The 18824-nt window shown below is 65.2% G+C and carries 22 protein-coding genes; 9 read left to right on the forward strand and 13 right to left on the reverse strand.

All coding sequences use genetic code 11. The features are described 5' to 3' along the window. Positions 1-24 precede the first annotated feature (24 nt). The 4 genes from soxZ to ACVIGA_RS24440 all read right to left on the reverse strand — a co-directional run bounded on the left by soxZ (position 25) and on the right by ACVIGA_RS24440 (position 2423). Positions 25-336 (reverse strand): thiosulfate oxidation carrier complex protein SoxZ, encoded by a 312-nt coding sequence (gene soxZ / locus ACVIGA_RS24425; protein ID WP_050419904.1) that lies wholly within the window; start codon positions 334-336, stop codon positions 25-27. Positions 337-357: 21 nt separating this feature from the next. Then, the gene (gene soxY / locus ACVIGA_RS24430) at positions 358-852 is read right to left on the reverse strand and encodes a thiosulfate oxidation carrier protein SoxY (protein WP_456668299.1); all 495 of its coding nucleotides are present in this window, start codon (positions 850-852) and stop codon (positions 358-360) included. Between the two features lie 31 nt (positions 853-883). Further along, positions 884-1174 carry a sulfur oxidation c-type cytochrome SoxX gene (soxX, locus tag ACVIGA_RS24435; protein WP_456670882.1) on the reverse strand — a complete coding sequence of 97 codons (291 nt, stop codon included), beginning with the start codon at positions 1172-1174 and terminating at the stop codon, positions 884-886. A 316-nt stretch (positions 1175-1490) separates the two neighbouring features. Continuing rightward, positions 1491-2423 carry an IS110 family RNA-guided transposase gene (locus ACVIGA_RS24440; protein ID WP_456668300.1) on the reverse strand — a complete coding sequence of 311 codons (933 nt, stop codon included), beginning with the start codon at positions 2421-2423 and terminating at the stop codon, positions 1491-1493. A 266-nt stretch (positions 2424-2689) separates the two neighbouring features. On the opposite strand from ACVIGA_RS24440, the gene ACVIGA_RS24445 reads away from it, so the two are divergent. Next, complete coding sequence (locus ACVIGA_RS24445) at positions 2690-3379, forward strand: DUF938 domain-containing protein (protein WP_456668301.1); 690 nt, start codon at positions 2690-2692, stop codon at positions 3377-3379. Positions 3380-3525: 146 nt separating this feature from the next. Further along, on the forward strand, positions 3526-3981 hold the full coding sequence (locus tag ACVIGA_RS24450) for a hypothetical protein (protein WP_456668302.1): 456 nt from the start codon (positions 3526-3528) through the stop codon (positions 3979-3981). 42 nt (positions 3982-4023) lie between these two features. Here ACVIGA_RS24450 and ACVIGA_RS24455 read toward each other — a convergent pair whose 3' ends face one another. Beyond that, positions 4024-4896, reverse strand: a complete 873-nt coding sequence (locus ACVIGA_RS24455) for a protein-L-isoaspartate O-methyltransferase family protein (RefSeq protein WP_456668303.1) — start codon at positions 4894-4896, stop codon at positions 4024-4026. A 78-nt stretch (positions 4897-4974) separates the two neighbouring features. Between ACVIGA_RS24455 and ACVIGA_RS24460 the strand changes: the two genes are divergently transcribed. The 3 genes from ACVIGA_RS24460 (at position 4975) to ACVIGA_RS24470 (ending at position 8362) form a co-directional block, all read left to right on the forward strand. Then, on the forward strand, positions 4975-5472 hold the full coding sequence (locus ACVIGA_RS24460; RefSeq protein WP_223974706.1) for a type II toxin-antitoxin system HicB family antitoxin: 498 nt from the start codon (positions 4975-4977) through the stop codon (positions 5470-5472). Positions 5473-5785: 313 nt separating this feature from the next. Beyond that, entirely contained in the window at positions 5786-7030 is a 1245-nt protein-coding gene (locus ACVIGA_RS24465) for an MFS transporter (protein WP_456668304.1), read from the forward strand. Between the two features lie 117 nt (positions 7031-7147). Further along, the gene (locus tag ACVIGA_RS24470; protein ID WP_456668305.1) at positions 7148-8362 is read left to right on the forward strand and encodes an MFS transporter; all 1215 of its coding nucleotides are present in this window, start codon (positions 7148-7150) and stop codon (positions 8360-8362) included. Between the two features lie 20 nt (positions 8363-8382). On the opposite strand, the gene ACVIGA_RS24475 is transcribed toward ACVIGA_RS24470, so the two are convergent. Continuing rightward, positions 8383-8817, reverse strand: a complete 435-nt coding sequence (locus tag ACVIGA_RS24475; protein ID WP_456668306.1) for a helix-turn-helix domain-containing protein — start codon at positions 8815-8817, stop codon at positions 8383-8385. A 96-nt stretch (positions 8818-8913) separates the two neighbouring features. Between ACVIGA_RS24475 and ACVIGA_RS24480 the strand changes: the two genes are divergently transcribed. Continuing rightward, on the forward strand, positions 8914-9777 hold the full coding sequence (locus ACVIGA_RS24480; protein WP_456668307.1) for a class I SAM-dependent methyltransferase: 864 nt from the start codon (positions 8914-8916) through the stop codon (positions 9775-9777). Next, positions 9770-10270, forward strand: coding sequence for a DUF2938 domain-containing protein (locus ACVIGA_RS24485; protein WP_456668308.1), 501 nt, complete (start codon positions 9770-9772; stop codon positions 10268-10270). The genes ACVIGA_RS24480 and ACVIGA_RS24485 overlap by 8 nt, the downstream gene beginning before the upstream one ends. Positions 10271-10383: 113 nt before the next feature. On the opposite strand, the gene ACVIGA_RS24490 is transcribed toward ACVIGA_RS24485, so the two are convergent. Then, positions 10384-10878 (reverse strand): VOC family protein, encoded by a 495-nt coding sequence (locus ACVIGA_RS24490; RefSeq protein WP_456668309.1) that lies wholly within the window; start codon positions 10876-10878, stop codon positions 10384-10386. 134 nt (positions 10879-11012) lie between these two features. After that, positions 11013-11558 (reverse strand): carboxymuconolactone decarboxylase family protein, encoded by a 546-nt coding sequence (locus tag ACVIGA_RS24495; protein WP_456668310.1) that lies wholly within the window; start codon positions 11556-11558, stop codon positions 11013-11015. Between the two features lie 168 nt (positions 11559-11726). On the opposite strand from ACVIGA_RS24495, the gene ACVIGA_RS24500 reads away from it, so the two are divergent. Together ACVIGA_RS24500 and ACVIGA_RS24505 are read left to right on the forward strand one after the other, a co-directional pair. Further along, positions 11727-12911, forward strand: coding sequence for an acyl-CoA dehydrogenase family protein (locus ACVIGA_RS24500; RefSeq protein ID WP_456668311.1), 1185 nt, complete (start codon positions 11727-11729; stop codon positions 12909-12911). Between the two features lie 160 nt (positions 12912-13071). Continuing rightward, the gene (locus ACVIGA_RS24505; protein ID WP_456668312.1) at positions 13072-14211 is read left to right on the forward strand and encodes an acyl-CoA dehydrogenase family protein; all 1140 of its coding nucleotides are present in this window, start codon (positions 13072-13074) and stop codon (positions 14209-14211) included. Between the two features lie 177 nt (positions 14212-14388). Here the strand turns inward: ACVIGA_RS24505 and ACVIGA_RS24510 are convergent, their stop codons facing one another. From ACVIGA_RS24510 to ACVIGA_RS24530, 5 genes are all read right to left on the reverse strand, one after another. After that, on the reverse strand, positions 14389-15426 hold the full coding sequence (locus ACVIGA_RS24510) for an amino acid ABC transporter substrate-binding protein (protein ID WP_375778225.1): 1038 nt from the start codon (positions 15424-15426) through the stop codon (positions 14389-14391). 64 nt (positions 15427-15490) lie between these two features. Beyond that, entirely contained in the window at positions 15491-16084 is a 594-nt protein-coding gene (locus ACVIGA_RS24515) for a L,D-transpeptidase (protein ID WP_456668313.1), read from the reverse strand. A 168-nt stretch (positions 16085-16252) separates the two neighbouring features. Further along, entirely contained in the window at positions 16253-16384 is a 132-nt protein-coding gene (locus ACVIGA_RS24520; protein ID WP_212316880.1) for a DUF2474 domain-containing protein, read from the reverse strand. Continuing rightward, positions 16384-17394, reverse strand: a complete 1011-nt coding sequence (gene cydB / locus ACVIGA_RS24525) for a cytochrome d ubiquinol oxidase subunit II (protein WP_456668314.1) — start codon at positions 17392-17394, stop codon at positions 16384-16386. Before cydB ends, ACVIGA_RS24520 begins: the two co-directional genes overlap by 1 nt. Then, entirely contained in the window at positions 17391-18797 is a 1407-nt protein-coding gene (locus ACVIGA_RS24530) for a cytochrome ubiquinol oxidase subunit I (protein ID WP_456668315.1), read from the reverse strand. Before ACVIGA_RS24530 ends, cydB begins: the two co-directional genes overlap by 4 nt. Positions 18798-18824 lie beyond the last annotated feature (27 nt).

Raw genomic sequence — 18824 nt, forward strand, 5'->3', positions numbered from 1 at the left:
CTGCGCGGATTGCGAAGCGCCGCGTCATTGAATCTTCGCCGTGGTGGTGTCGGTCGCGCCCTTGTTGTCGACCCAGCTGACCTTCAGGTCGTCGCCCTTCTTGCCGCCCTTGAAGGCGAACTTGACGTAGGGGTCCTTGGAGACGCCGCCGCCCCAGTCGGCGACGAACACCGGCTTGCCGTCATACTCGAAGGTCAGCACCTGGATGAAATGCGGCGGGATGATCTCGCCCTTGGCGTCCTTGACGAAGCCGGAATCCATCGGATGCTGGATCAGCGCCTGCACCTCGGTGGTGTCGCCGTTTGACGTGGCGCGCACGCGAATGCTCGATGCCATCGCTTTGTTTCCTTTTTTGGCTCAGCCGCCGCAGCCGCCGACGGTAACCTTGATTTCTTTCTGGGCGCTGTAGAGCTTGCCGCCGGCCTCGACGATCACGGTGACGTTGCTGGTCTTGGCCATCTTGATGCGGTTGGCGACGCTCGGCAGCGTGCCGGCCGGAATCCTGTACGTCGCGATCAGCGAGATCGGGTTCTCGCTGACCAAAAACGAGATCGAGGTGACATCGGCCAGCGTCGTGGTGGCGGAGATCGGCACGACCGCGCCGTTCTCGGCGATCTCCGGTGCGTCCATCTTGACCTTGTCGGAGGGCTCGGCGGTCTTGCCGTAGAGCGCCTTGATCGCGTCGGCCTCGTTCTTCTGCTTGAACGCCTCTTCCGGATATTTGTCGTTGGCGGCGGCGAGCGCCTGCGGCACGCCGAACGGAATGACGCCAAGGCCGATCAGTGCGGCGACGCCCGCACCCTTCAGCACCAGGCGGCGGCTCCCAAGAAATTCGCTGGTCGTGATGCTCATCGAATAATCTCCTCAAGCGACGGTTGCGGCGTCACAGCGTCTGCAGGAAGTCCACCACCGCGCTGATTTCCTTCTCGCTCAAAATCCGGTTTCGGCCGAACGGCGGCATCACCGTCTGCGGGTTGCGCTTGGTCTCATCGGTGACGATCGCAATCAGCTCGTCGCGGCTGTATTTCGCCTTGAGCCCGGTCAATTCGGGGCCGATCGTGCCGGGCAGCTCGCCGCCCTTGATGACATGGCAGGTCAGGCAATTGCCCTTGCCGCGGTCGAAGGCGAGCTTTTGGCCCTCGGCGGCGGATTGGGCCTCCGCGGGCGCAGCCATGGCGGTGCCTGCCAGCAGCGCCAGGACAAGGGCTGGCTTGGAGAAAGTGGCGATCAAGGACGTTTCCCGGGCTTCAATCTCGATGATCCCATCGCAATATAAAGAGTGGAAAGCACAAAGGCTATCGGCTGGCAACTCGGAGAATAGGCGTGTTGCGACGGGGTTAATGCCAGAGCGACAGTGCGCATAGACGTGATAAGACCCGTCACCCTGAGGAGCGCGCTCTTGCGCGCGTCTCGAAGGGTCAACGGCCACCGGCCGGGCCGTGCATCCTTCGAGACGCGCGTTCCGCGCTCCTCAGCGACTGTGTTCTTCGTCAAGCGGGTTGCCATGGTTTTTGGTCCCTGAGCATGGCGTTGAGGGTGGTGAGAACTTTGCGCGCAACGGCGATGAGGGCGACCATCTTGGGCTTACCAGCGGTCACCAGGCGCCGATAGAAGACCTTGAGCTGCGGATGGTATCGTCTGGCCGACAGAGCGGCCATGTAGAGCCCGGCGCGCAGCTTGGCTCTTCCGCCGCCGATCATGCTCTTGCCCTTCCAGCGGCCCGACTGGCGGGTGAACGGGGCAAGACCGGCGAGGCTCGCGATCTGGCGCCGATTGAGTGCGCCGAGCTCCGGCACCTCGGCAAGGAAGGTCCGCGCGAGGGTGTTGCTCACGCCAGGAAAGCTGACCAGCAGTTCCTCCTTGGCGCGCCAGACTGGCGAGCCGCGCACCAGCGTGTCGATGTCGTTGTCGATCTCCGGCAGCTCCTTCTCGAGGACCTTGATATGGCGGGCAAGGCTCTTGCGGACGCGGACATTCTCGGCCCGCTTCTCGCGCTGACGCTCGGCAACGATCATCTCGATGATCTGCCGTCGGCGACTGACCAGTTCAGCCAGCAGCCGGGCTTCCTGATCCGGCATGGCACGTGGCTCCGGCTTTACGGCCTCGACAAACCGCGCGATGACTGCCGCATCGATCGGGTCCGTCTTGGCACGCTGACCAACCGCCTGCGCGAAGTGCCGGATCTGGGCCGGATTGACCACCACCAGCGGCAGCTGAGCGCCCGCCAGCGCAGCAGCGACGATGGTCTCGAAGCCGCCGGTTGCCTCCACCGCAATCAGCGCTGGCGAGATCACCTGCAAGCGCGCAACGAGCTCTTCCAAGCCTTTGCCGTCACGCGCCACGGCAAAGGCTTCCCCGCTCGGACGCACATGCACGTCCAGCCGGTCCTTCGACACATCAATGCCAACGTAGATCGCGTCCATCTGCACCCCTCCTTGCGCAACCGGGCTCGCCAGGCGGCCCTCGCGACTGTTCGGGTTCAATGGAACAACGGACGGGGCGCCGCGCTGAGGATCGGGCTTCAAAGCCCTGGGATGAAGCGGTCTCCCGTCCGCTACCGCACCGGACACTCTATCCGATCCGGCGATTCGAGACTTACAAGGATGACGGGTTGGGCGGTTTCGCGGTGCTAGTTCCGCTTTTGCCGGCTGCAGCGGCGCGGTCTACTTTCGGCTAAAGGAGAAGCGTAGTGGCGGAGTTTGTGGTGGAGTTCGGCAAGGACGGCAGCCCGGTCGAGGCGGACGGGCGGCTCGACGCGGCAGCGTTCCACCGCAATCACCAGCCGATCTGGGCGGTGCTGAAGGACCACCTTGCGGGCCAATCCGGTGACGTGCTGGAGGCCGGCAGCGGCACCGGCCAGCATGTCGTGTATTTCGCCGGTCGGACGCCCGACATCATTTGGTGGCCGAGCGACCTCCATGCCGCGCATCTGCGCAGCATCGCGGCCTGGCGCGCGCATGCCGGCCTGGCCAACATCCGGCCGCCGCAGCCGATCGATCTGTCCGACCCGGCCTGGTCGCCGGCGCCACCGGACGGCAAAGGTCCGGACAAACTGCTCGCGATCTTCTGCGCCAATGTGATTCACATCGCGCCGTGGCGTGTGGCCGAGGGCCTGTTCGCCGGCGCCGCGCGGCATCTGCGTGCCGACGGAAGGCTGTTCCTCTACGGCCCGTTCAAGCGCGGCGGCAAGCACACCGCGCTCAGCAATGCGGTGTTCGACACCTCGCTGCGTGAACGCGACGCCGAATGGGGCGTGCGCGATATCGCCGAGGTCGAGAAGCTTGCGGAGAGCGTCGGGCTGAAGCTCGCAGGCACCTTCGAGATGCCGGCCAACAACATGATTTTGATGTTTGTCCGGAAGGACGCGGCTCAGTCGTAAGCCATTTTGGGTGGATTGGCCGGCTACGTCCGCCGTGGCTCAACGAGCGAAGGCGGAAGGCGCAACTACCGTTGTCGCGTGGGCGGGATGGCTGGTACGCTTCGCCGACCTGCCTTACGGACTTTGGATGTCTGTCGGGCGAAAAAATGAATCGGACTGCATTCAAGAAGGGCCTGTCCGAAGTACTGCTTCAGCAGGGGTTCGTGCTGGGTCGAGACTTGCTGCGCATTTCGAATGACCAAATGGTCACGCTCATAGGAGTTCAGAATGGCTTTGGCGACCAGTGGTTCGTCAATGTCGGTTTCTGGCTCACCCGTGTCGGGGTTGAGGCGCCCGATCGCGTTGAGCAGGCGCATCTTTATTTTAGGCTCGAGAGGCTGTTTCCTCAGCATAGGGAGATCATTCTCGCCGCGGGTGACTTGGGCGATGCAGGCCAATCAGAGGCATACGAAAGGCTCACGAGGCTGATCAGCAGCGAAATCGCAACGAATCTAAAGCGAATGGGTACGGAAGAGGGACTCGTTGAAGCGTATCGTGCCCATCGGTTGGAGGACGGTTTGATGACCAAGGTCGCGAAGGAATGGCTTTTAGCAGCGAGCTGACTGGGAGGCGCAATGCTCTAAATGGCAGGCTCGGGATGCGGCTCAGTCGTAAGCCAGGCACCACCCATCCCCGCGCAGCCAGCAACGATCGTCGGGAATCCCGGCATCTCGATAAAGCCGCGTCACCTTTTGCCAGCCGCCGCGCGCGAAGGCTTCGGCCAGGGCCTTTTCCGACACCTCGTCGCGGCCGCCGTCGCAGGGAATGATCGCGACCGGCGAGATCCATCGCGCGCGATGGTCTGCCCCCTCGCGGCGGATCAGAAAGACCGCGCCGGAGCGCGCGATCTGGTCCGGCGCGCCGCCCTTGAATCCCTCATCCGATGTCAGCGGCAGGATCAGGCGGCCGCCGTCGGCAAGCCCGTCGAGCCATCGCGCGGCCGGCCGGGTACAGCCGGCGTTGACATAGACCACGTCGGCTGGATCGAACGCGACCAGCGTGCCGTCGCCGGCGATGATCTCGACATTCGGATAGGGAGCGAGATTGGCGCGGGCGCGCGCGGCAAGCTCCGGGTCGTATTCGATCCCGGTGACGCGGCCGGTCGGCCCGACCAGGTGCGCGAGGAGCGCCGTGTAGTAGCCCGTGCCGGTACCGATATGCACCACGTGCTCACCGGCGGCGGGTGCGGCCTGATGCATGAGATGGGCGTGCAGCGACGGCTGGCCGTTGTTGAGCCGCCGCTCCGGCCGCAAGGCGACCAGGTCGTTGGTGTAGAGATAGACCGGATCGGCGTCGGGCGTCGGGACATAGTCGCGGGTCAACCATCGCAGTATCATCCATGGTCCCGGGCCGACGAAGTCCTCGCGCGGAATGGTGGCGAAGGCCGCGGTCACGCGCGCATCGCTGATGTTTGCGGCAGCCATGATCTGCTTGGCATAGGCGGCTCGTATGATGCGGAGTTCGGCTTGCGGGTCCATTACTGCTCCCTGCCTTGTGTTGTGTGATTTGACACACTGACGTGTGTGAAATAGCATACTTCAACGACGGAGGCCAGAATGAAGAGACGGCTTTATCCGGCCGTGCTGGAGCGCGGTCCACGCGGCGCGTTCGGGGCGTGGTTTCCCGACTTTCCCGGCTGCGTCGCCGGCGGCAAGTCGCAGGAAGAGGCGATCGAACGTGCCGAGCATGCGCTGGCACAGGCAGTGGACGGCTGGGTCGAGCAGGGCCACGCGCTGCCGGAGCCGACGCCGATCGAGCGGATCGTGCCGCCCAAGGGCTCCGACGTCGCCGCCTTCTTCATGGTCGGCGTCGATCCGCCCGATCCGTCCGAGCGCGTGAACGTCTATTTGCCGAAAAGCCTGATCGCGCGCATCGACAAGCGCGCCGCCGAGCTCGGCATGAGCCGTTCGAGCTTCTTCGGCTTTGCGAGCTCGCTCGCGCTCGAATGGCCGGGCGGTTATCCGCGCGGCGCCCCGATCGCGCCGCGCTCCAAGGTGCACAAGACCGGCGCGCTGCGCGCCGAGAAGCGCCCGGGCAAGAAGCCTGCGCGGTAGGGGCTCTCGTCAAGCTCTATCACCGTCACCCTGAGGAGGCCGCAACGCGGCCGTCTCGAAGGGTCGACGGCCCGGCTGGTGGCCGTGCATCCTTCGAGGCTCGCCCAGCGGCGCAATTGCGCCGCAAGGCTCGCACCTCAGGATGACGGGAATAATAGAGGTGCGGGCCTGCGATAGCGCGTGAGAGTAGGGCCATCCCCCGTGCGCCTCCCGCATGGCCTACGTCGTTTTGCGCTGGTTGATCGGCCTGCGACCGCTCTCCATAGTGCGCGCGATTGGAGGCTCCCGCCGGGGCTTCAAGGCGGGACTTCAGATGATCGACGTGACGGCTGCGGATGAAACGAGCGACGACGCGCGGGCGCGCAGCAATGTGTGGCGGCTTGCGGCGGCGCAGGCGCTGACCGGCGCCAATTCGGCCGTGATCTTCGCCACCGGCTCGATCGTCGGCGCGACGCTGGCGCCTGACATCTCGCTCGCGACGGTGCCGCTCTCGATGTATGTGCTGGGGCTCGCCGCCGGCACGCTGCCGACCGGCGCGATCTCGCGCGCTTATGGAAGGCGCGTCGCCTTCATCGTCGGCACCTTCTGCGGTACGCTGACGGGTGCGCTCGGCGCCTGGGCGATCCTGCACTCGTCGTTCTGGCTGTTCTGCGGCGCCACCTTCCTCGGCGGACTCTATGGCGCCGTCGCGCAATCCTATCGCTTTGCTGCCGCCGATGGTGCCAGCGTTGCGTTCCGGCCCAAGGCAGTGTCGTGGGTGATGGCGGGCGGCGTGTTCGCCGGCGTGCTCGGGCCGCAGCTCGTGCAATGGACCATGGATATCTGGCCGCCTTATCTGTTCGCGTTCTCCTTCGTGATGCAGGCGCTGGTCGCGCTGGTGGCGATGGCGGTGCTGTCGGGCGTCGACGCGCCGAAGCCGGCGGCGGCGGATCTGCATGGCGGCCGTCCGCTGCGCGAGATCGCAAAACAGCCGCGCTTCATTGCCGCCGCGCTGTGCGGCGTGATCGCCTATCCGATGATGAACCTGGTGATGACCTCGGCGCCGCTCGCCATGAAGATGTGCGGATTGTCGGTCAGCGATTCCAACTTCGGCATCCAGTGGCACATTGTGGCGATGTACGGCCCGAGCTTCTTCACGGGCTCGCTGATCGCCCGCTTCGGTGCGCCCGTCATTGTCGCGCTCGGGCTGGCGCTGGAGGCGGTGGCCGCGATGATCGGACTGTCAGGCATCACGGCGCCGCACTTCTGGGCCACGCTGTTCGTGCTCGGGATCGGTTGGAATTTTGCGTTTGTCGGCGCCTCCGCGCTGGTGCTGGAGACGCACCGGCCGCAGGAACGCAACAAGGTGCAGGCGTTCAACGATTTCCTGGTGTTCGGCATGATGGCGATCGGCTCGTTCTCGTCGGGACAGCTGCTCGCGCATTACGGCTGGAACGCCGTCAACATGGTGGTGTTTCCGCCGGTGCTGCTCGGGTTTGCCGTGCTGTCGCTGGCGTCATTCGCCAAGCGGCGGGCGAAATTGCGTGCGGTGGAAGAGATCCCGGATCTCGGTGTTTAATCCCTGCTGCCAATTGCTGACACTTCGACCGGTTTCGAAATGACCGGCTTGCAAGGCTGCTCACATCGTGGGAACGGATTAATCCGGTCCTGACGATGTGAGAAGCAAGAGCAAGAAATGGACGCATCATCACCCACGCTGCATGACGAATCCGCGCTCGGCTACGAAGGCTGGCGCATCGTCGTCGTCTGCTTCCTGCTTGCGACCTTCGGCTGGGGATTGGGCTTCTACGGACAGAGTGTCTATGTCGCCGAGTTGCAGCGGCTGCACGGCTGGCCGGCGTCGCTGATCTCGTCGGGTACGACCTTCTTCTATCTGTTCGGCGCCGCGCTGGTTGCCTTCGTCAGCGAGGCGATCAAGGCGTTCGGTGCACGCAGCTGCCTGATCGCCGGCACCCTCGCGATGGCGGTCGCAGCGGTCGCGATCGGCGAGGTCCGCGAGCCGTGGCAGCTCTATCTCGCCGATGCGCTTTTGGCGTTCGGCTGGGCCGGCACCAGCCTCGGCATCATCACCAATACGCTTGGCCTGTGGTTCGACAAGAAGCGCGGCATGGCGATCAGCCTGGCGCTGAACGGCGCCAGCTTCGGCGGCATCGTCGGCGTGCCGCTGCTGGTTGCCGGCATCGGCTATTTCGGCTTCTCCGGTGCGATGATCGCGGCCGCGGTGGCGCTCGTCGTGGTGATGATGCCTGTCATCCTGATTTTCGTCGGACGGCCGCCGGTGCATCTGCACGCGGCGACTTCAGCGGCCGCCGATGCGCCGTCGGCGACCCAGGTGCGCGCCCGGGCGCTGCGCGACATCCGTTTCCTCTCGGTCTCGATTGCCTTCGCGCTGGTGCTGTTCGCCCAAGTCGGCTTCATCGTGCATCTGATCGCCTATCTCGATGAGGTGATCGGGCGCGAGCGCGCCACGGTCGCAATGGCGCTGTTGACCGCGATGGCCGTGGTCGGCCGTGTCTCGCTCTCGTTTGTGATCGATCGGCTCAACCAGCGGCTGGCGTCGGCGCTGTCCTTTATCAGCCAGGCGATCGCGCTCGTCATCATCATCAACGTGCACAACGACGTCGCGCAGATCGCCGCCTGCGCGCTGTTCGGCTTCTCGGTCGGCAATCTGATCACGCTGCCGGCGCTGATCGTGCAGCGCGAGTTCGATCCGCGCGCGTTCGGCGTGCTGGTCAGCCTGATCACCGCGATCAACCAGATCACCTACGCCTTCGGCCCCGGCGTGATCGGGCTGTTGCACGATCTCTCGGGCAGCTACACGCTGCCGTTCTATGGCTGCATCGGCCTGGAGCTGATCGCGGCGGCGGCGATCATGACGAAGGGGAAGTAGCCCCGTTGGCTCACCCGGGGCTACGATTTCTTTCGTGATTTCTTCTTCTTCTTCTCACCGATCTTCCCGGCCGCGGCGACCCGCAGCAGGCGTCGGAAGGTCGGACATTCCATGTGGCTCGGCGCGGGACACACGGCGGCGTGGCGCAGGCCGTCGCGCATCGCGTTGAGCCGGCGGATGGTGCGGTCGAGCTCATCGGCCTTGGCCGCGAGCAATTTCCGGTCGATGCGCGGCCTGCCGTCGGGCGCGAACATTCTCGCGATCTCGTCGAGCGAGAAGCCGGAGGCGCGTCCGAGCGCGATCAGCGCCAGCCGGTCGAGTACGGCGGGATCGAACAGCCGGCGCAGCCCGCGCCGACCATGCGAAGCGATCAGCCCCTTTTCCTCGTAGAAGCGCAGGGTCGAGGCGCGAACGCCGGATAATTGCGCCACCTCCGCGATATCGATGTCCCGCATGGCCTTGACCTCAAGTTCACTTGAACTGGCAGTGTGCCGCCAGGCGCTTGCGTAAGGCAAGCATCAGGACAGGCAAATACGCAAGAGGACGAGATCATGAGTGCCACACCGCAGGCCGAGGACGAACAGGTCAAACTCTGGAACGGCGCTGCCGGACGCGCCTGGGTCGAGACGCGCGACGTGCTCGAACGCATGTTCAAGCCGCTTGAGGAGCTGCTCGTTCGGGCGGTGGCCGATGCCGCGGCCGGCCATGTGCTGGATATCGGCTGCGGCACGGGCGCCACGACATTCGCCGTTGCGCAAGCCCTCGGCCCGCAAGGGCATTGCACCGGCATCGACATCTCCGAGCCGATGATCGCGGCGGCGCGTGACCGCGCGGAGCGGGAAGAGCTACCTACCGACTTCATCTGCGCCGACGCGCAGACCCATAGCTTTGCGCCAGCGAGCTTCGACATCATCATCTCGCGCCTCGGCGTGATGTTCTTTGCCGATCCGGTGCTGGCCTTCGCCAATCTGCGCCGCGCGGCCCGGCCGGATGCCGCGCTTCGCTTCATCGCGTGGCGCGGCGCGGTCGAGAACCCGTTCATGACGACGGCGGAGCGGGCGGCGAAGCCGCTGCTGCCGGATCTTCCGGCGCGGCGTCCCGATGCGCCGGGGCAGTTCGGCTTCGCGGACCGGGAGCGGGTCGCGCGCATCCTGGAGGACAGCGGCTGGGACGCGATCGCGATCGAGCCGGTCGATATCGCCTTGCGCTTTCCGGCATCGGAGCTGACCCGTTATGTGAGCCGGCTCGGCCCGGTCGGGACGATGCTGCAGGGCATGGAAGAGCCGCGTCGCACGCAGGTGATCGAGACCGTGCGCGGTGCCTTCGACCGCTACATTCACGGTAGCGAGATTCGCTTCAACGCGGCCTGCTGGATGGTCGCGGCGCGCGCACCGGCGGAGGCTGCGCATGGCTGACGCCGTGGAATTTGCGACAAGCGCGGTGCTGATCGGCGCCGGCGCGACGGTCGTGATGGACGTCTGGGGCATCGCCCGCAAACGGCTGCTCGGCATCCCGTCGCTGGACTATGCCCTGGTCGGCCGCTGGCTCGGCCATCTCGCATCCGGCCGCCTGCGCCACGATCGGATCGCCGCGTCACTGCCGGTCGCGGGCGAACGGGTGATCGGATGGGCCGCGCATTATCTGATCGGGATCGGCTTTGCCGGTGTGCTGCTTGCGATCTTCGGCCTCGCTTGGGCGCGGCAGCCCAGCATCGCTCCGGCTCTGATGGTCGGGATCGGCAGCGTGGCCGCACCGTTCCTGGTGATGCAGCCCGCGATGGGCGCCGGCATTGCCGCGAGCCGAACGCCCGGTCCATGGGCCGCGCGGCTGCAGAGCCTCCTGACGCATGCGGTGTTCGGCGTTGGCCTCTATGCGGCCGGCTGGCTCGTCAGTCTGGCGAGTTTGTAGTTGCTGCACCCGTAGCTCGGATGGAGCGAAGCGTAATCCGGGAACAGTATCGCCCACGGAGCGAAACCTGGATTTCCCTGCGCTTCATCCGGGCTACAATCCGCGCTGCGGAATTACGCCGCCCGCTGCTTCAGCAGATCCTCCAGGTCCAGTCGTCGCGTGAACATCGAAAGCTTGCCGTCGGCGCTGCGCGGCCATTCGGCTTCGGGGCGGTCCCAATAGAGCTCGACGCCGTTCTCGTCGGGGTCGCGCAGGTAGAGCGCCTGGCTGGCTCCGTGGTCGCTGGCGCCATCGAGCTGGATGCCGGCCGACAGCACCCGATGAAGCGCATCGGCCAGCGCCGGGCGGGTCGGATAAAGGATCGCGGTGTGGAACAGGCCCGTCGTGCCCGGCGGTGGCGGATGGCCGCCCTTGCTCTCCCAGGTGTTGAGGCCGATGTGGTGGTGATAGCCGCCGGCCGAGATGAAGGCCGCATCCGTCCCCAAGCGCTGCTGCAACTCGAAACCGAGCACGCCGCAATAGAAGCCGAGCGCCCGCTCGAGATCGGCGACCTTGAGGTGGACATGCCCGATCCGCGTGCCCGCGATGATGGGGGGATTTTCCGGCATGACCTGGCTCCGTTGGCGTCAACGCCTTGCCGTCAGGGGCAGGGCTTCGCCGCCTGATATAGTCCGGATTTGCCGGGCCGGAGCAATCCATCCTGAAACGCAGCGTTTCCGAAAGGCGCCGCGGCCGGCCTGATCTAGCAGAGCTCCGACAACTCGCCGCCGGGTAGCTGGAACTCGAACGTGTTCAGCGTCATCGACACCATGGTGTAGTAGCCGCAAAGGCCGATCACCTCGACCAGGCCGCGCAGGCTCAGCACCTCGACCGCCTCGTCATAAAGTCCCTTCGGCAGGCCGTGACCTTCGTGCAGCGCCTTGGCGACGTCGTAGATCATCTTGGCCTTGGGATCGTCGAAAGTCGGCGTTCGGCGCACGCGAATGTCCTCGATGATCTTCTGATCGAGGCCGCCCTTCAGCGCGAGGCGCTTGTGGGCATACCATTCGTAATGCGCGGTCCAGTGCCGCGCGGTGACGAGGATCGCGATCTCCGCCAGTTTCGGCGGGAAGACCGTGTCAAAGCGCAGCACCTCGCCGAGCCGCGTCGCATGCCGCGCCATCTCCGGGCTGTTGAGCCAGGCCATCATCGGCGCCGGTGGCGCGCCGCGCTTGCCGGCGATCGACTCGTCGTAGGTTTCTTTCTGGGCGGGGTTCATTTCGCTAGGCGAAAGCAGCTTCAGCCGCATGTCCGTTTCCTCTTGTTTTTCAATCGTTACCCCACTTCGGCGATACACCCGATCGCGCAAGGTGAGTAGCGACGCCAGAGCATGGCGCGGCTGCGAGGCATATTGAACTCGGCGGCTGCGTAGGTCTAAGGTCGAATCCAATTCGTCGAATTTGACTGGAGACGCACCATGGCTGACCTCGAGAAATTCCGCGCGGAGACCCACGCCTGGTTGGAGCAGAACTGTCCGGCCGAGATGCGTAAACCGATGACCTCGGACGGCGACACCTTCTGGGGTGGCCGCAACGCGAAATTCTCCTCGGACGCGCAGCGGGTCTGGTTCGAACGGATGCGCGACAAGGGTTGGACCGTGCCGCATTGGCCGAAGGAATATGGCGGCGGCGGCCTCGACGGCGAGGAAGCCAAGATCGTGCGCCAGGAGATGGCGGCGATCGGCGCGCGCCAGCCGCTGACCTCGTTCGGCATCTCGATGCTCGGACCGGCGTTGCTGCAATACGGCACCGAGGAGCAGAAGAAGGAGCATCTGCCAAAGATCACCGCGGGCCTGATCCGCTGGTGCCAGGGCTATTCCGAGCCGAACGCCGGCTCCGATCTCGCCTCGCTGCAAACTCGCGCGGTCGGCGACGGCGACGACTACATCATCAACGGCCAGAAGATCTGGACCTCCTACGCCAACTATGCCGACTGGATCTTCTGCCTGGTTCGCACCGATCCCGCGGCCAAGAAGCACGACGGCATCAGCTTCATTCTCTTCGACATGACGTCGAAGGGGGTTTCCACAAAACCGATCCTGCTGATCTCCGGCTATTCGCCGTTCTGCGAAACCTTCTTCGACAATGTCCGCGTGCCGAAATCGCATGTTGTGGGCACCGTCAATCGCGGCTGGGACGTCGCGAAATATCTGTTGCAGCACGAGCGCGCGATGATCTCGGGCATGGGCGAGCGCGGCGTCGGCCGTCCGCTCGGCCAGATCGCCGCCGACTCGGTCGGCGCGGACGCGCAGGGCAGGCTCGACGACGCCCAGCTGCGCAGCCAGATCGCGAGCTTCGAGGTCGACGAGGCCGCGCTCGCCGCGGCGGCGGAGCGCGCGGTCGATCTCGCCAAGGCCGGCCAATCGCATCCGGCGTTCTCGTCGGCGATGAAATATTACGGTACCGAGCTCAACAAGCGGCGCTACGAGATCCTGATGTCGGCGGGCGGCATTGACGCGCTGGAATGGGAGAGCGACCGCTCCAGGGGCGGCGCCCGTCCGCGCGCCTGGCTGCGCACCAAGGCCAACTCGATCGAGGGCGGCACCTCGGAGGTGATGCTCGGCATCGTCGCCAAGCGCATCCTCGATCTGCCGGGGGCGTGAGGCACGGTCTCTCCACCCCGTCATTCCGGGGCGCGACGCAGTCGCGAGCCCGGAATCCATAACCCCCGATCGTGGTTATGGATTCCGGGCCTGGCCCTTCGGGCCATCCCGGAATGACGAACTTAGACATATTGGCTTCGAACGTTAGATCGGATTCTCCATGGCCCTCGTCCTCACCGAAGAACAATCCATGCTGCGCGACAGTGCGCGCGGTCTCATCAGCGACAAGGCGCCGGTGGCGCATCTGCGCTCCTTGCGCGACGGCAAGGACTCCACCGGCTTCTCGCGCGAGCTCTGGAAGACCTTTGCCGAGATGGGCTTCTCCGGCCTGCTGGTGCCGGACGAGTTCGGCGGCAGCGGGCTTGGCTGTGTCGAGGCCGGCATCGTCATGGAGGAGATCGGCCGCACCTTGATGCCGTCGCCATTCCTCGCGACCTCGGTGCTCGCAGCCTCAGCGCTGTCGCGCGGCGGCAGCGAGGCGCAGAAGGCGCAGTATCTGCCGAAGATTGCCGACGGTTCGCTGCTCGCAGCGCTCGCGATCGATGAGGGCGCGAAACATCGCCCGCCGCAGACCAGGTTGCAGGCCACGCGTTCCGGCAACGGCTTCAAGCTATCCGGCGACAAGGCCTTCGTGGTCGACGGCCACACCGCGGATCTTTTGATCGTCGCGGCGCGCACGGCCGGTAGCGCCGGCGACAAGAACGGCTTCACGCTGTTTCTGGTCGATCCGAAGGCCAAGGGCCTCGCGGTCGAGCGCACCGCGATGGTCGATTCGCACAACGCGGCGCGCATCGTGTTCGACAATGTCGAGGTCAATGCCGACAGCGTGCTCGGCGAGGTCGACCAGGGCTTTGGGCCGCTTGAGGGCGTGCTCAATATCGGCCGCGGCGCGGTCGCGTCCGAAATGGTCGGTCTCTCCGAAGAGGTGTTCGGCCGCACCGTGACCTACCTGAAGGAGCGCAAGCAGTTCGGCAAGGCGATCGGCGAATTCCAGGCGCTGCAGCACCGCGCCGCCGAGCTCTACATCGATATCGAGATCACCCGCGCCGCCGTTCTGAAGGCGCTGCAGGCGCTCGATGCCGATCTTGGCAAGGCCGGCAATGCGGTCGCGGTGGCAAAAGCGCGCGCCGGCACCACCGCGACGCGCGCCGTCCAGGAAGGCGTGCAGATGCATGGTGGCATGGGCATGACCGACCAGTTCGACATCGGCTTCTTCATGAAGCGCGCCCGCGTCTGCCAGGAGCTGTTCGGCGACAGCAATTTCCACACCGACCAGCTGGCGCAGGGCAAGGGCTACTGAGGCGACGCGTCGTCATCGCCACGCAACACACTGTCATCGCCCGGCTCGACCGGGCGATCCAGTATTCCAGAGACGGTTGTGCTTGAGCCGAGAAGCCGCGGCGTACTGGATCACCCGGTCAAGCCGGGTGATGACAGCTGAGGATGTGGCGACGGCGGTGGACTGGTACACTGCCGTTCAGCGGATCGGCGGGGCGTACTGGACGCCGCCGGCGTTCCAGAGCTGGTTCATGCCGCGCGGAATCTTCAGCTTGGAATCGGCGCCGACGTTGCGGTCGTAGACTTCGCCGTAATTGCCGACATGGCGGATGATGCGCACGGCCCAGTCCTTGGTCAGGCCGAGATCCTCGCCATAAGAGCCCTCGGTGCCGACCAGCCGCATCACTTCCGGCTTCTTCGACTTCAGCGCCTCGTCGATATTCTTCGAGGTGATGCCGAGCTCTTCGGCGTTGATCATGGCGTAGAGCGTCCACTTCACGATCATCATCCAGTCGTCGTCGCGTAAGCGCACCACCGGCGCCAGCGGCTCCTTGGAGATGATGTCGGCCAGGATGGTGTGGTCGTTCGGCTTGGAGAGGTTGAGCCGCAGCGCATAGAGCTGCGAGGCGTCCGACGTCAGCGTATCGCACTGGCCGGTGTCATAGGCCTTCACGACATCCTCCAGCTTGTCGAACTTCATCTCCGTGTACTTCATGTTGTTGGCACGGAAATAGTCGGCGAGGTTGAGCTGCGTCGTGGTGTTGGCCTGCACGCAGACCTTGCTGCCGTTGAGGTCGAGCGCGGAATCGATGTTGCGCGCGCGCGGGATCATGAAGCCCTGGCCGTCATAATAGGCGACCGCCGGGAAATAGAGGTCGTAATTGGTCTCGCGCGACATGCTCCAGGTGGAGTTGCGCGAGAGGATGTCGACCTTGCGGTTCTGCAGCTCCTTGAAGCGTTCGCTGGCGTCGAGCGGAACGAACTTCGCCTTCGTCGGATCGTCGAAGATCGCCGATGCCACCGCGCGGCAGAAGTCGACGTCGAAGCCGGTCCAGTTGCCCTTGTCGTCCGGGATCGAGAAGCCCGGCAGGCCCTTGTTGACGCCGCACAGCACGTCGCCGCGGCGGACGGTGCGCTTCAGCGTGCGGGTGTCGTAACGCTCATAGGTGATGGCGGCGGCCGCAACCAGTGCGGCGATCGCGAGCCCGATCGTCAGGCCGCCTCGAAATGTACGCATGGGTTCTCTCTCGCGAATGATCGGGGGAAAAACAGGTCGGATATCGAAGGCGGGTGGGTCGAAATTACAGTTCGGGCTTCTGCCGGATGATCACCTTGGTGCCGACGGGAACGCGGTTGTAGAGATCGGCGACGTCGGCGTTGACCAGGCGGAAGCAGCCGGACGAGATCGCGGTGCCGATGGTGTCGGGCCGGTTGGTGCCGTGGATGCGGTACACCGTGGTGCCGAGATACATCGCGCGCGCGCCGAGCGGATTGCCCGGGCCGCCGGCCATGAAGCGCGGCAGATAGGGCTGGCGGGCGATCATTTCCGGCGGCGGGGTCCAATCCGGCCACTCGGCCTTGCGGGTGATGGTCACCAGGCCCTGCCACGTGAAGCCGTCGCGGCCGACGCCGATGCCGTAGCGCAGCGCGCGGCCGTTGCCTTGCACGAGGTAGAGATGGCGTTCGGCGGTGGAGACGATGATCGTGCCCGGCGCCTCATTGGTCCGGTAGTACACGACCTGCTTCTGCCATTCCGGATCGAGCTCGTAGCGGTCGTCGGCGACCAGTCCCGGCTCGTCGGCGTCCGGGCGGTTCTGGGCAAAGCCTTGCGACGTCGACAGCACGAGCGCGCCCGTGGCGATCAACATCCAGACCAGGTGACGAAGTTTCGTCATGCAAAGCTCTCCTTGTTGGCGCGCGGCCAATGGTTGCTCCACCCAAATCGCGCGAGGCATCAAATCTCAGCGGCAGCTTGATGGCAAGTTTAGGGCGGGCATCACACTATATCACTGTAATGCTTCTGTTTTTTGTCACTGGACCCGTGGCACGCCGCGTGGGCGGCCTTATTTCGGCGCAATCCAGAGTCGCAGCGCGAAAGAGACCAGGGTCACAGTGCCGACGCCCCCGAGCCAGAGTGCTGCAAACCACAGCAGGCGCTGGCCGAGCGGCCGCTGATTCGAACCCGGTGGCGGCATCAGTGGTATCCGTGACCGGGGCGCACCTTGCCGCGGAACACCCAATAGGCCCAGGCGGTGTAGCCGAGGATCAGCGGCACCAGGATCGAAACCCCGAACAGCATGAAGATCTGGCTGTTGGCGGGCGAGGCCGCCTGCCAGATCGTGATGCTCTGCGGCACGATGTACGGATACATGCTGATGCCGAGCCCGGCATAGGACAGTCCGAACAACGCCAGCGTCAGAAAGAACGGCTGGTGGTCGTTCTTGTTGCCGAGGGCGCGCAGCAAGAGCGCGGTGACGGCGGCGACCGCGATCGGTACCGGCGCGGTGAGGATGATGTTGGGCCAGGCGAACCAGCGCTGGGTGTACTGCACGGCCAGGAACGGCGTTGCGACGCTGACGGCGCCGATCGCACACAGCATCGCGACCAGCAACACCCACGTCAGATGATAGGCGCGCTCGCGCAACTCGCCTTCGGTCTTCATCACCAGCCAGGTCGCCCCCAGCAGTGCATAGCCGATCACCAGCGCAATGCCGGTCAGCACGCTGAACGCCGTCAGCCAATCCCACCAACCACCGGCATAGTGGCGTCCCTCGACATGGATGCCCTGCAGGATGGCGCCGAGCGCGATGCCCTGCGCCAGCGTCGCGACCAGCGAGCCGCCGGCGAAGGCGAGGTCCCATTTGTTGCGCGCCTTCTGGGTGCGCCAGCGGAATTCGAAGGCGACGCCGCGGAACACCAGGCCGAGCAGCATCGCGATCATTGGCGTGTAGAGCGCCGGCATCAGCACCGCATAGGCCAGCGGAAACGCCGCCATCATGCCGCCGCCGCCGAGCACCAGCCAGGTCTCGTTGCCGTCCCACACCGGCGCCACCGTGTTCATGATGACGTCGCGATCGGCCTTCTGCGGAAACAGCGGAAACAGGATGCCGAGGCCGAGGTCGAAGCCGTCCATCACGACATAGACGAACACCGCGAAGGCGATGATGAAGGCCCAGATCGTGGGGAGGTCGATGGGAATGCTCATCGCGCGCCCTCCACGGCAGCACCTGCCGCCGGCGTGATGCCGGCCGCGCGGGCGGGGAGGTCTTTCGTCGGGCCCTGCTCGCCGGGATGCGGCGGCTGCGCCATCAGCCGCAGGATGTAGATCACGCCGGCGGTGAACACGGCGAAATAGACGATGATGAAGGCGATCAGCGACGAGCCCACCGCCGGCGCCGCCAGCGGCGACGCCGAATCGGTGGTGCGCAGCAGCCCGTAGACGGTGAACGGTTGCCGCCCGGTCTCGGTGGTGATCCAGCCGGCGAGCACCGCGATGAAGCCCGCCGGGCCCATCAGGACCGCGAAGCGATGCAGCAGCGGCGACTGGTACATCATGCCGCGCCAGCGCATCAGCAGGCTGAGCAGGCCGAGCCCCAGGATCAGGAAGCCGAGCCCGACCATGATGCGGAATGCCCAGAAGGTGATCGGCACCGGCGGCCAGTTTTCACGCGGCACGGTGTCGAGGCCGGCAAGCGGTGCATCGAGCGAATGCTTCAGGATCAGCGACGACAGTTTCGGCACTTCGATCGCGTATTTGACCTTGGCCTCACGCTGGTCGGGCCAGCCGAACAGGATCAGCGGCGCGCCGTCCTTATGGCTCTGGTAATGGCCTTCCATCGCCATCACCTTGGCCGGCTGGTGCTCCAGCGTGTTGAGGCCGTGCTGGTCGCCGGCGAGGATCTGAATCGGCGCCACCAGGGTCGCCATCCACATCGCCATCGAGAACATCACGCGCGGGCCCGCCAGATGCTGGTCGCGCAACAGATGCCAGGCGCCGACCCCGCCGACCACCAGCGACGTGGTGAGATACGCCGCCAGCACCATGTGCACGAGGCGATAGGGAAACGACGGGTTGAAGATCACCTTGAGCCAGTCGGCGGCGACGAACTGGCCGTCGGCATTGACGGCATAGCCAGTCGGCGTCTGCATCCAGGAATTGGCCGACAGAATCCAGAACGCCGAGATCAGCGTGCCGATCGCGACCATCAGCGTCGCCACGAAGTGCAGCCTCGGGCCGACGCGCTCCAGCCCGAACAGCATCACGCCGAGAAAGCCGGCCTCGAGGAAGAACGCGGTCAGAACCTCATAGGCCATCATCGGGCCGATCACCGGCCCGGTCTTGTCGGCAAAGGCCGACCAGTTGGTGCCGAACTGGTAGGACATCACGATGCCCGAGACCACGCCCATGCCGAACGCGACCGCGAAGATCTTCAGCCAGTAATTGAACAGGTTGATGTAGACCTCGCGCTTGGTGGCCAGCCACAGCGCTTCGAGCACCGCGAGATAGCTCGCAAGCCCGATCGAGAATGCGGGAAACACGATGTGGAACGACATCGTGAAAGCGAATTGCGCGCGGGCGAGTACGACCGCATCCCAGCCTTCGAACATGATCCACCGCCTGCCGTCAACCTGGCG

The organism is Bradyrhizobium sp. USDA 3240 (assembly GCF_054063295.1).

What these genes read in the sequence shown, in the direction of transcription:
- soxZ (WP_050419904.1), bottom strand. Translation starts at nt 336, where the DNA reads ATGGCATCGAGCATTCGCGTGCGCGCCACGTCAAACGGCGACACCACC.
- soxY (WP_456668299.1), bottom strand. Translation starts at nt 852, where the DNA reads ATGAGCATCACGACCAGCGAATTTCTTGGGAGCCGCCGCCTGGTGCTG.
- soxX (WP_456670882.1), bottom strand. Translation starts at nt 1,174, where the DNA reads ATGGCTGCGCCCGCGGAGGCCCAATCCGCCGCCGAGGGCCAAAAGCTC.
- ACVIGA_RS24440 (WP_456668300.1), bottom strand. Translation starts at nt 2,423, where the DNA reads ATGGACGCGATCTACGTTGGCATTGATGTGTCGAAGGACCGGCTGGAC.
- ACVIGA_RS24450 (WP_456668302.1), top strand. Translation starts at nt 3,526, where the DNA reads ATGAATCGGACTGCATTCAAGAAGGGCCTGTCCGAAGTACTGCTTCAG.
- ACVIGA_RS24455 (WP_456668303.1), bottom strand. Translation starts at nt 4,896, where the DNA reads ATGGACCCGCAAGCCGAACTCCGCATCATACGAGCCGCCTATGCCAAG.
- ACVIGA_RS24460 (WP_223974706.1), top strand. Translation starts at nt 4,975, where the DNA reads ATGAAGAGACGGCTTTATCCGGCCGTGCTGGAGCGCGGTCCACGCGGC.
- ACVIGA_RS24465 (WP_456668304.1), top strand. Translation starts at nt 5,786, where the DNA reads ATGATCGACGTGACGGCTGCGGATGAAACGAGCGACGACGCGCGGGCG.
- ACVIGA_RS24470 (WP_456668305.1), top strand. Translation starts at nt 7,148, where the DNA reads ATGGACGCATCATCACCCACGCTGCATGACGAATCCGCGCTCGGCTAC.
- ACVIGA_RS24475 (WP_456668306.1), bottom strand. Translation starts at nt 8,817, where the DNA reads ATGCGGGACATCGATATCGCGGAGGTGGCGCAATTATCCGGCGTTCGC.
- ACVIGA_RS24480 (WP_456668307.1), top strand. Translation starts at nt 8,914, where the DNA reads ATGAGTGCCACACCGCAGGCCGAGGACGAACAGGTCAAACTCTGGAAC.
- ACVIGA_RS24485 (WP_456668308.1), top strand. Translation starts at nt 9,770, where the DNA reads ATGGCTGACGCCGTGGAATTTGCGACAAGCGCGGTGCTGATCGGCGCC.
- ACVIGA_RS24490 (WP_456668309.1), bottom strand. Translation starts at nt 10,878, where the DNA reads ATGCCGGAAAATCCCCCCATCATCGCGGGCACGCGGATCGGGCATGTC.
- ACVIGA_RS24495 (WP_456668310.1), bottom strand. Translation starts at nt 11,558, where the DNA reads ATGCGGCTGAAGCTGCTTTCGCCTAGCGAAATGAACCCCGCCCAGAAA.
- ACVIGA_RS24500 (WP_456668311.1), top strand. Translation starts at nt 11,727, where the DNA reads ATGGCTGACCTCGAGAAATTCCGCGCGGAGACCCACGCCTGGTTGGAG.
- ACVIGA_RS24505 (WP_456668312.1), top strand. Translation starts at nt 13,072, where the DNA reads ATGGCCCTCGTCCTCACCGAAGAACAATCCATGCTGCGCGACAGTGCG.
- ACVIGA_RS24510 (WP_375778225.1), bottom strand. Translation starts at nt 15,426, where the DNA reads ATGCGTACATTTCGAGGCGGCCTGACGATCGGGCTCGCGATCGCCGCA.
- ACVIGA_RS24515 (WP_456668313.1), bottom strand. Translation starts at nt 16,084, where the DNA reads ATGACGAAACTTCGTCACCTGGTCTGGATGTTGATCGCCACGGGCGCG.
- ACVIGA_RS24520 (WP_212316880.1), bottom strand. Translation starts at nt 16,384, where the DNA reads ATGCCGCCACCGGGTTCGAATCAGCGGCCGCTCGGCCAGCGCCTGCTG.
- cydB (WP_456668314.1), bottom strand. Translation starts at nt 17,394, where the DNA reads ATGAGCATTCCCATCGACCTCCCCACGATCTGGGCCTTCATCATCGCC.
- ACVIGA_RS24530 (WP_456668315.1), bottom strand. Translation starts at nt 18,797, where the DNA reads ATGTTCGAAGGCTGGGATGCGGTCGTACTCGCCCGCGCGCAATTCGCT.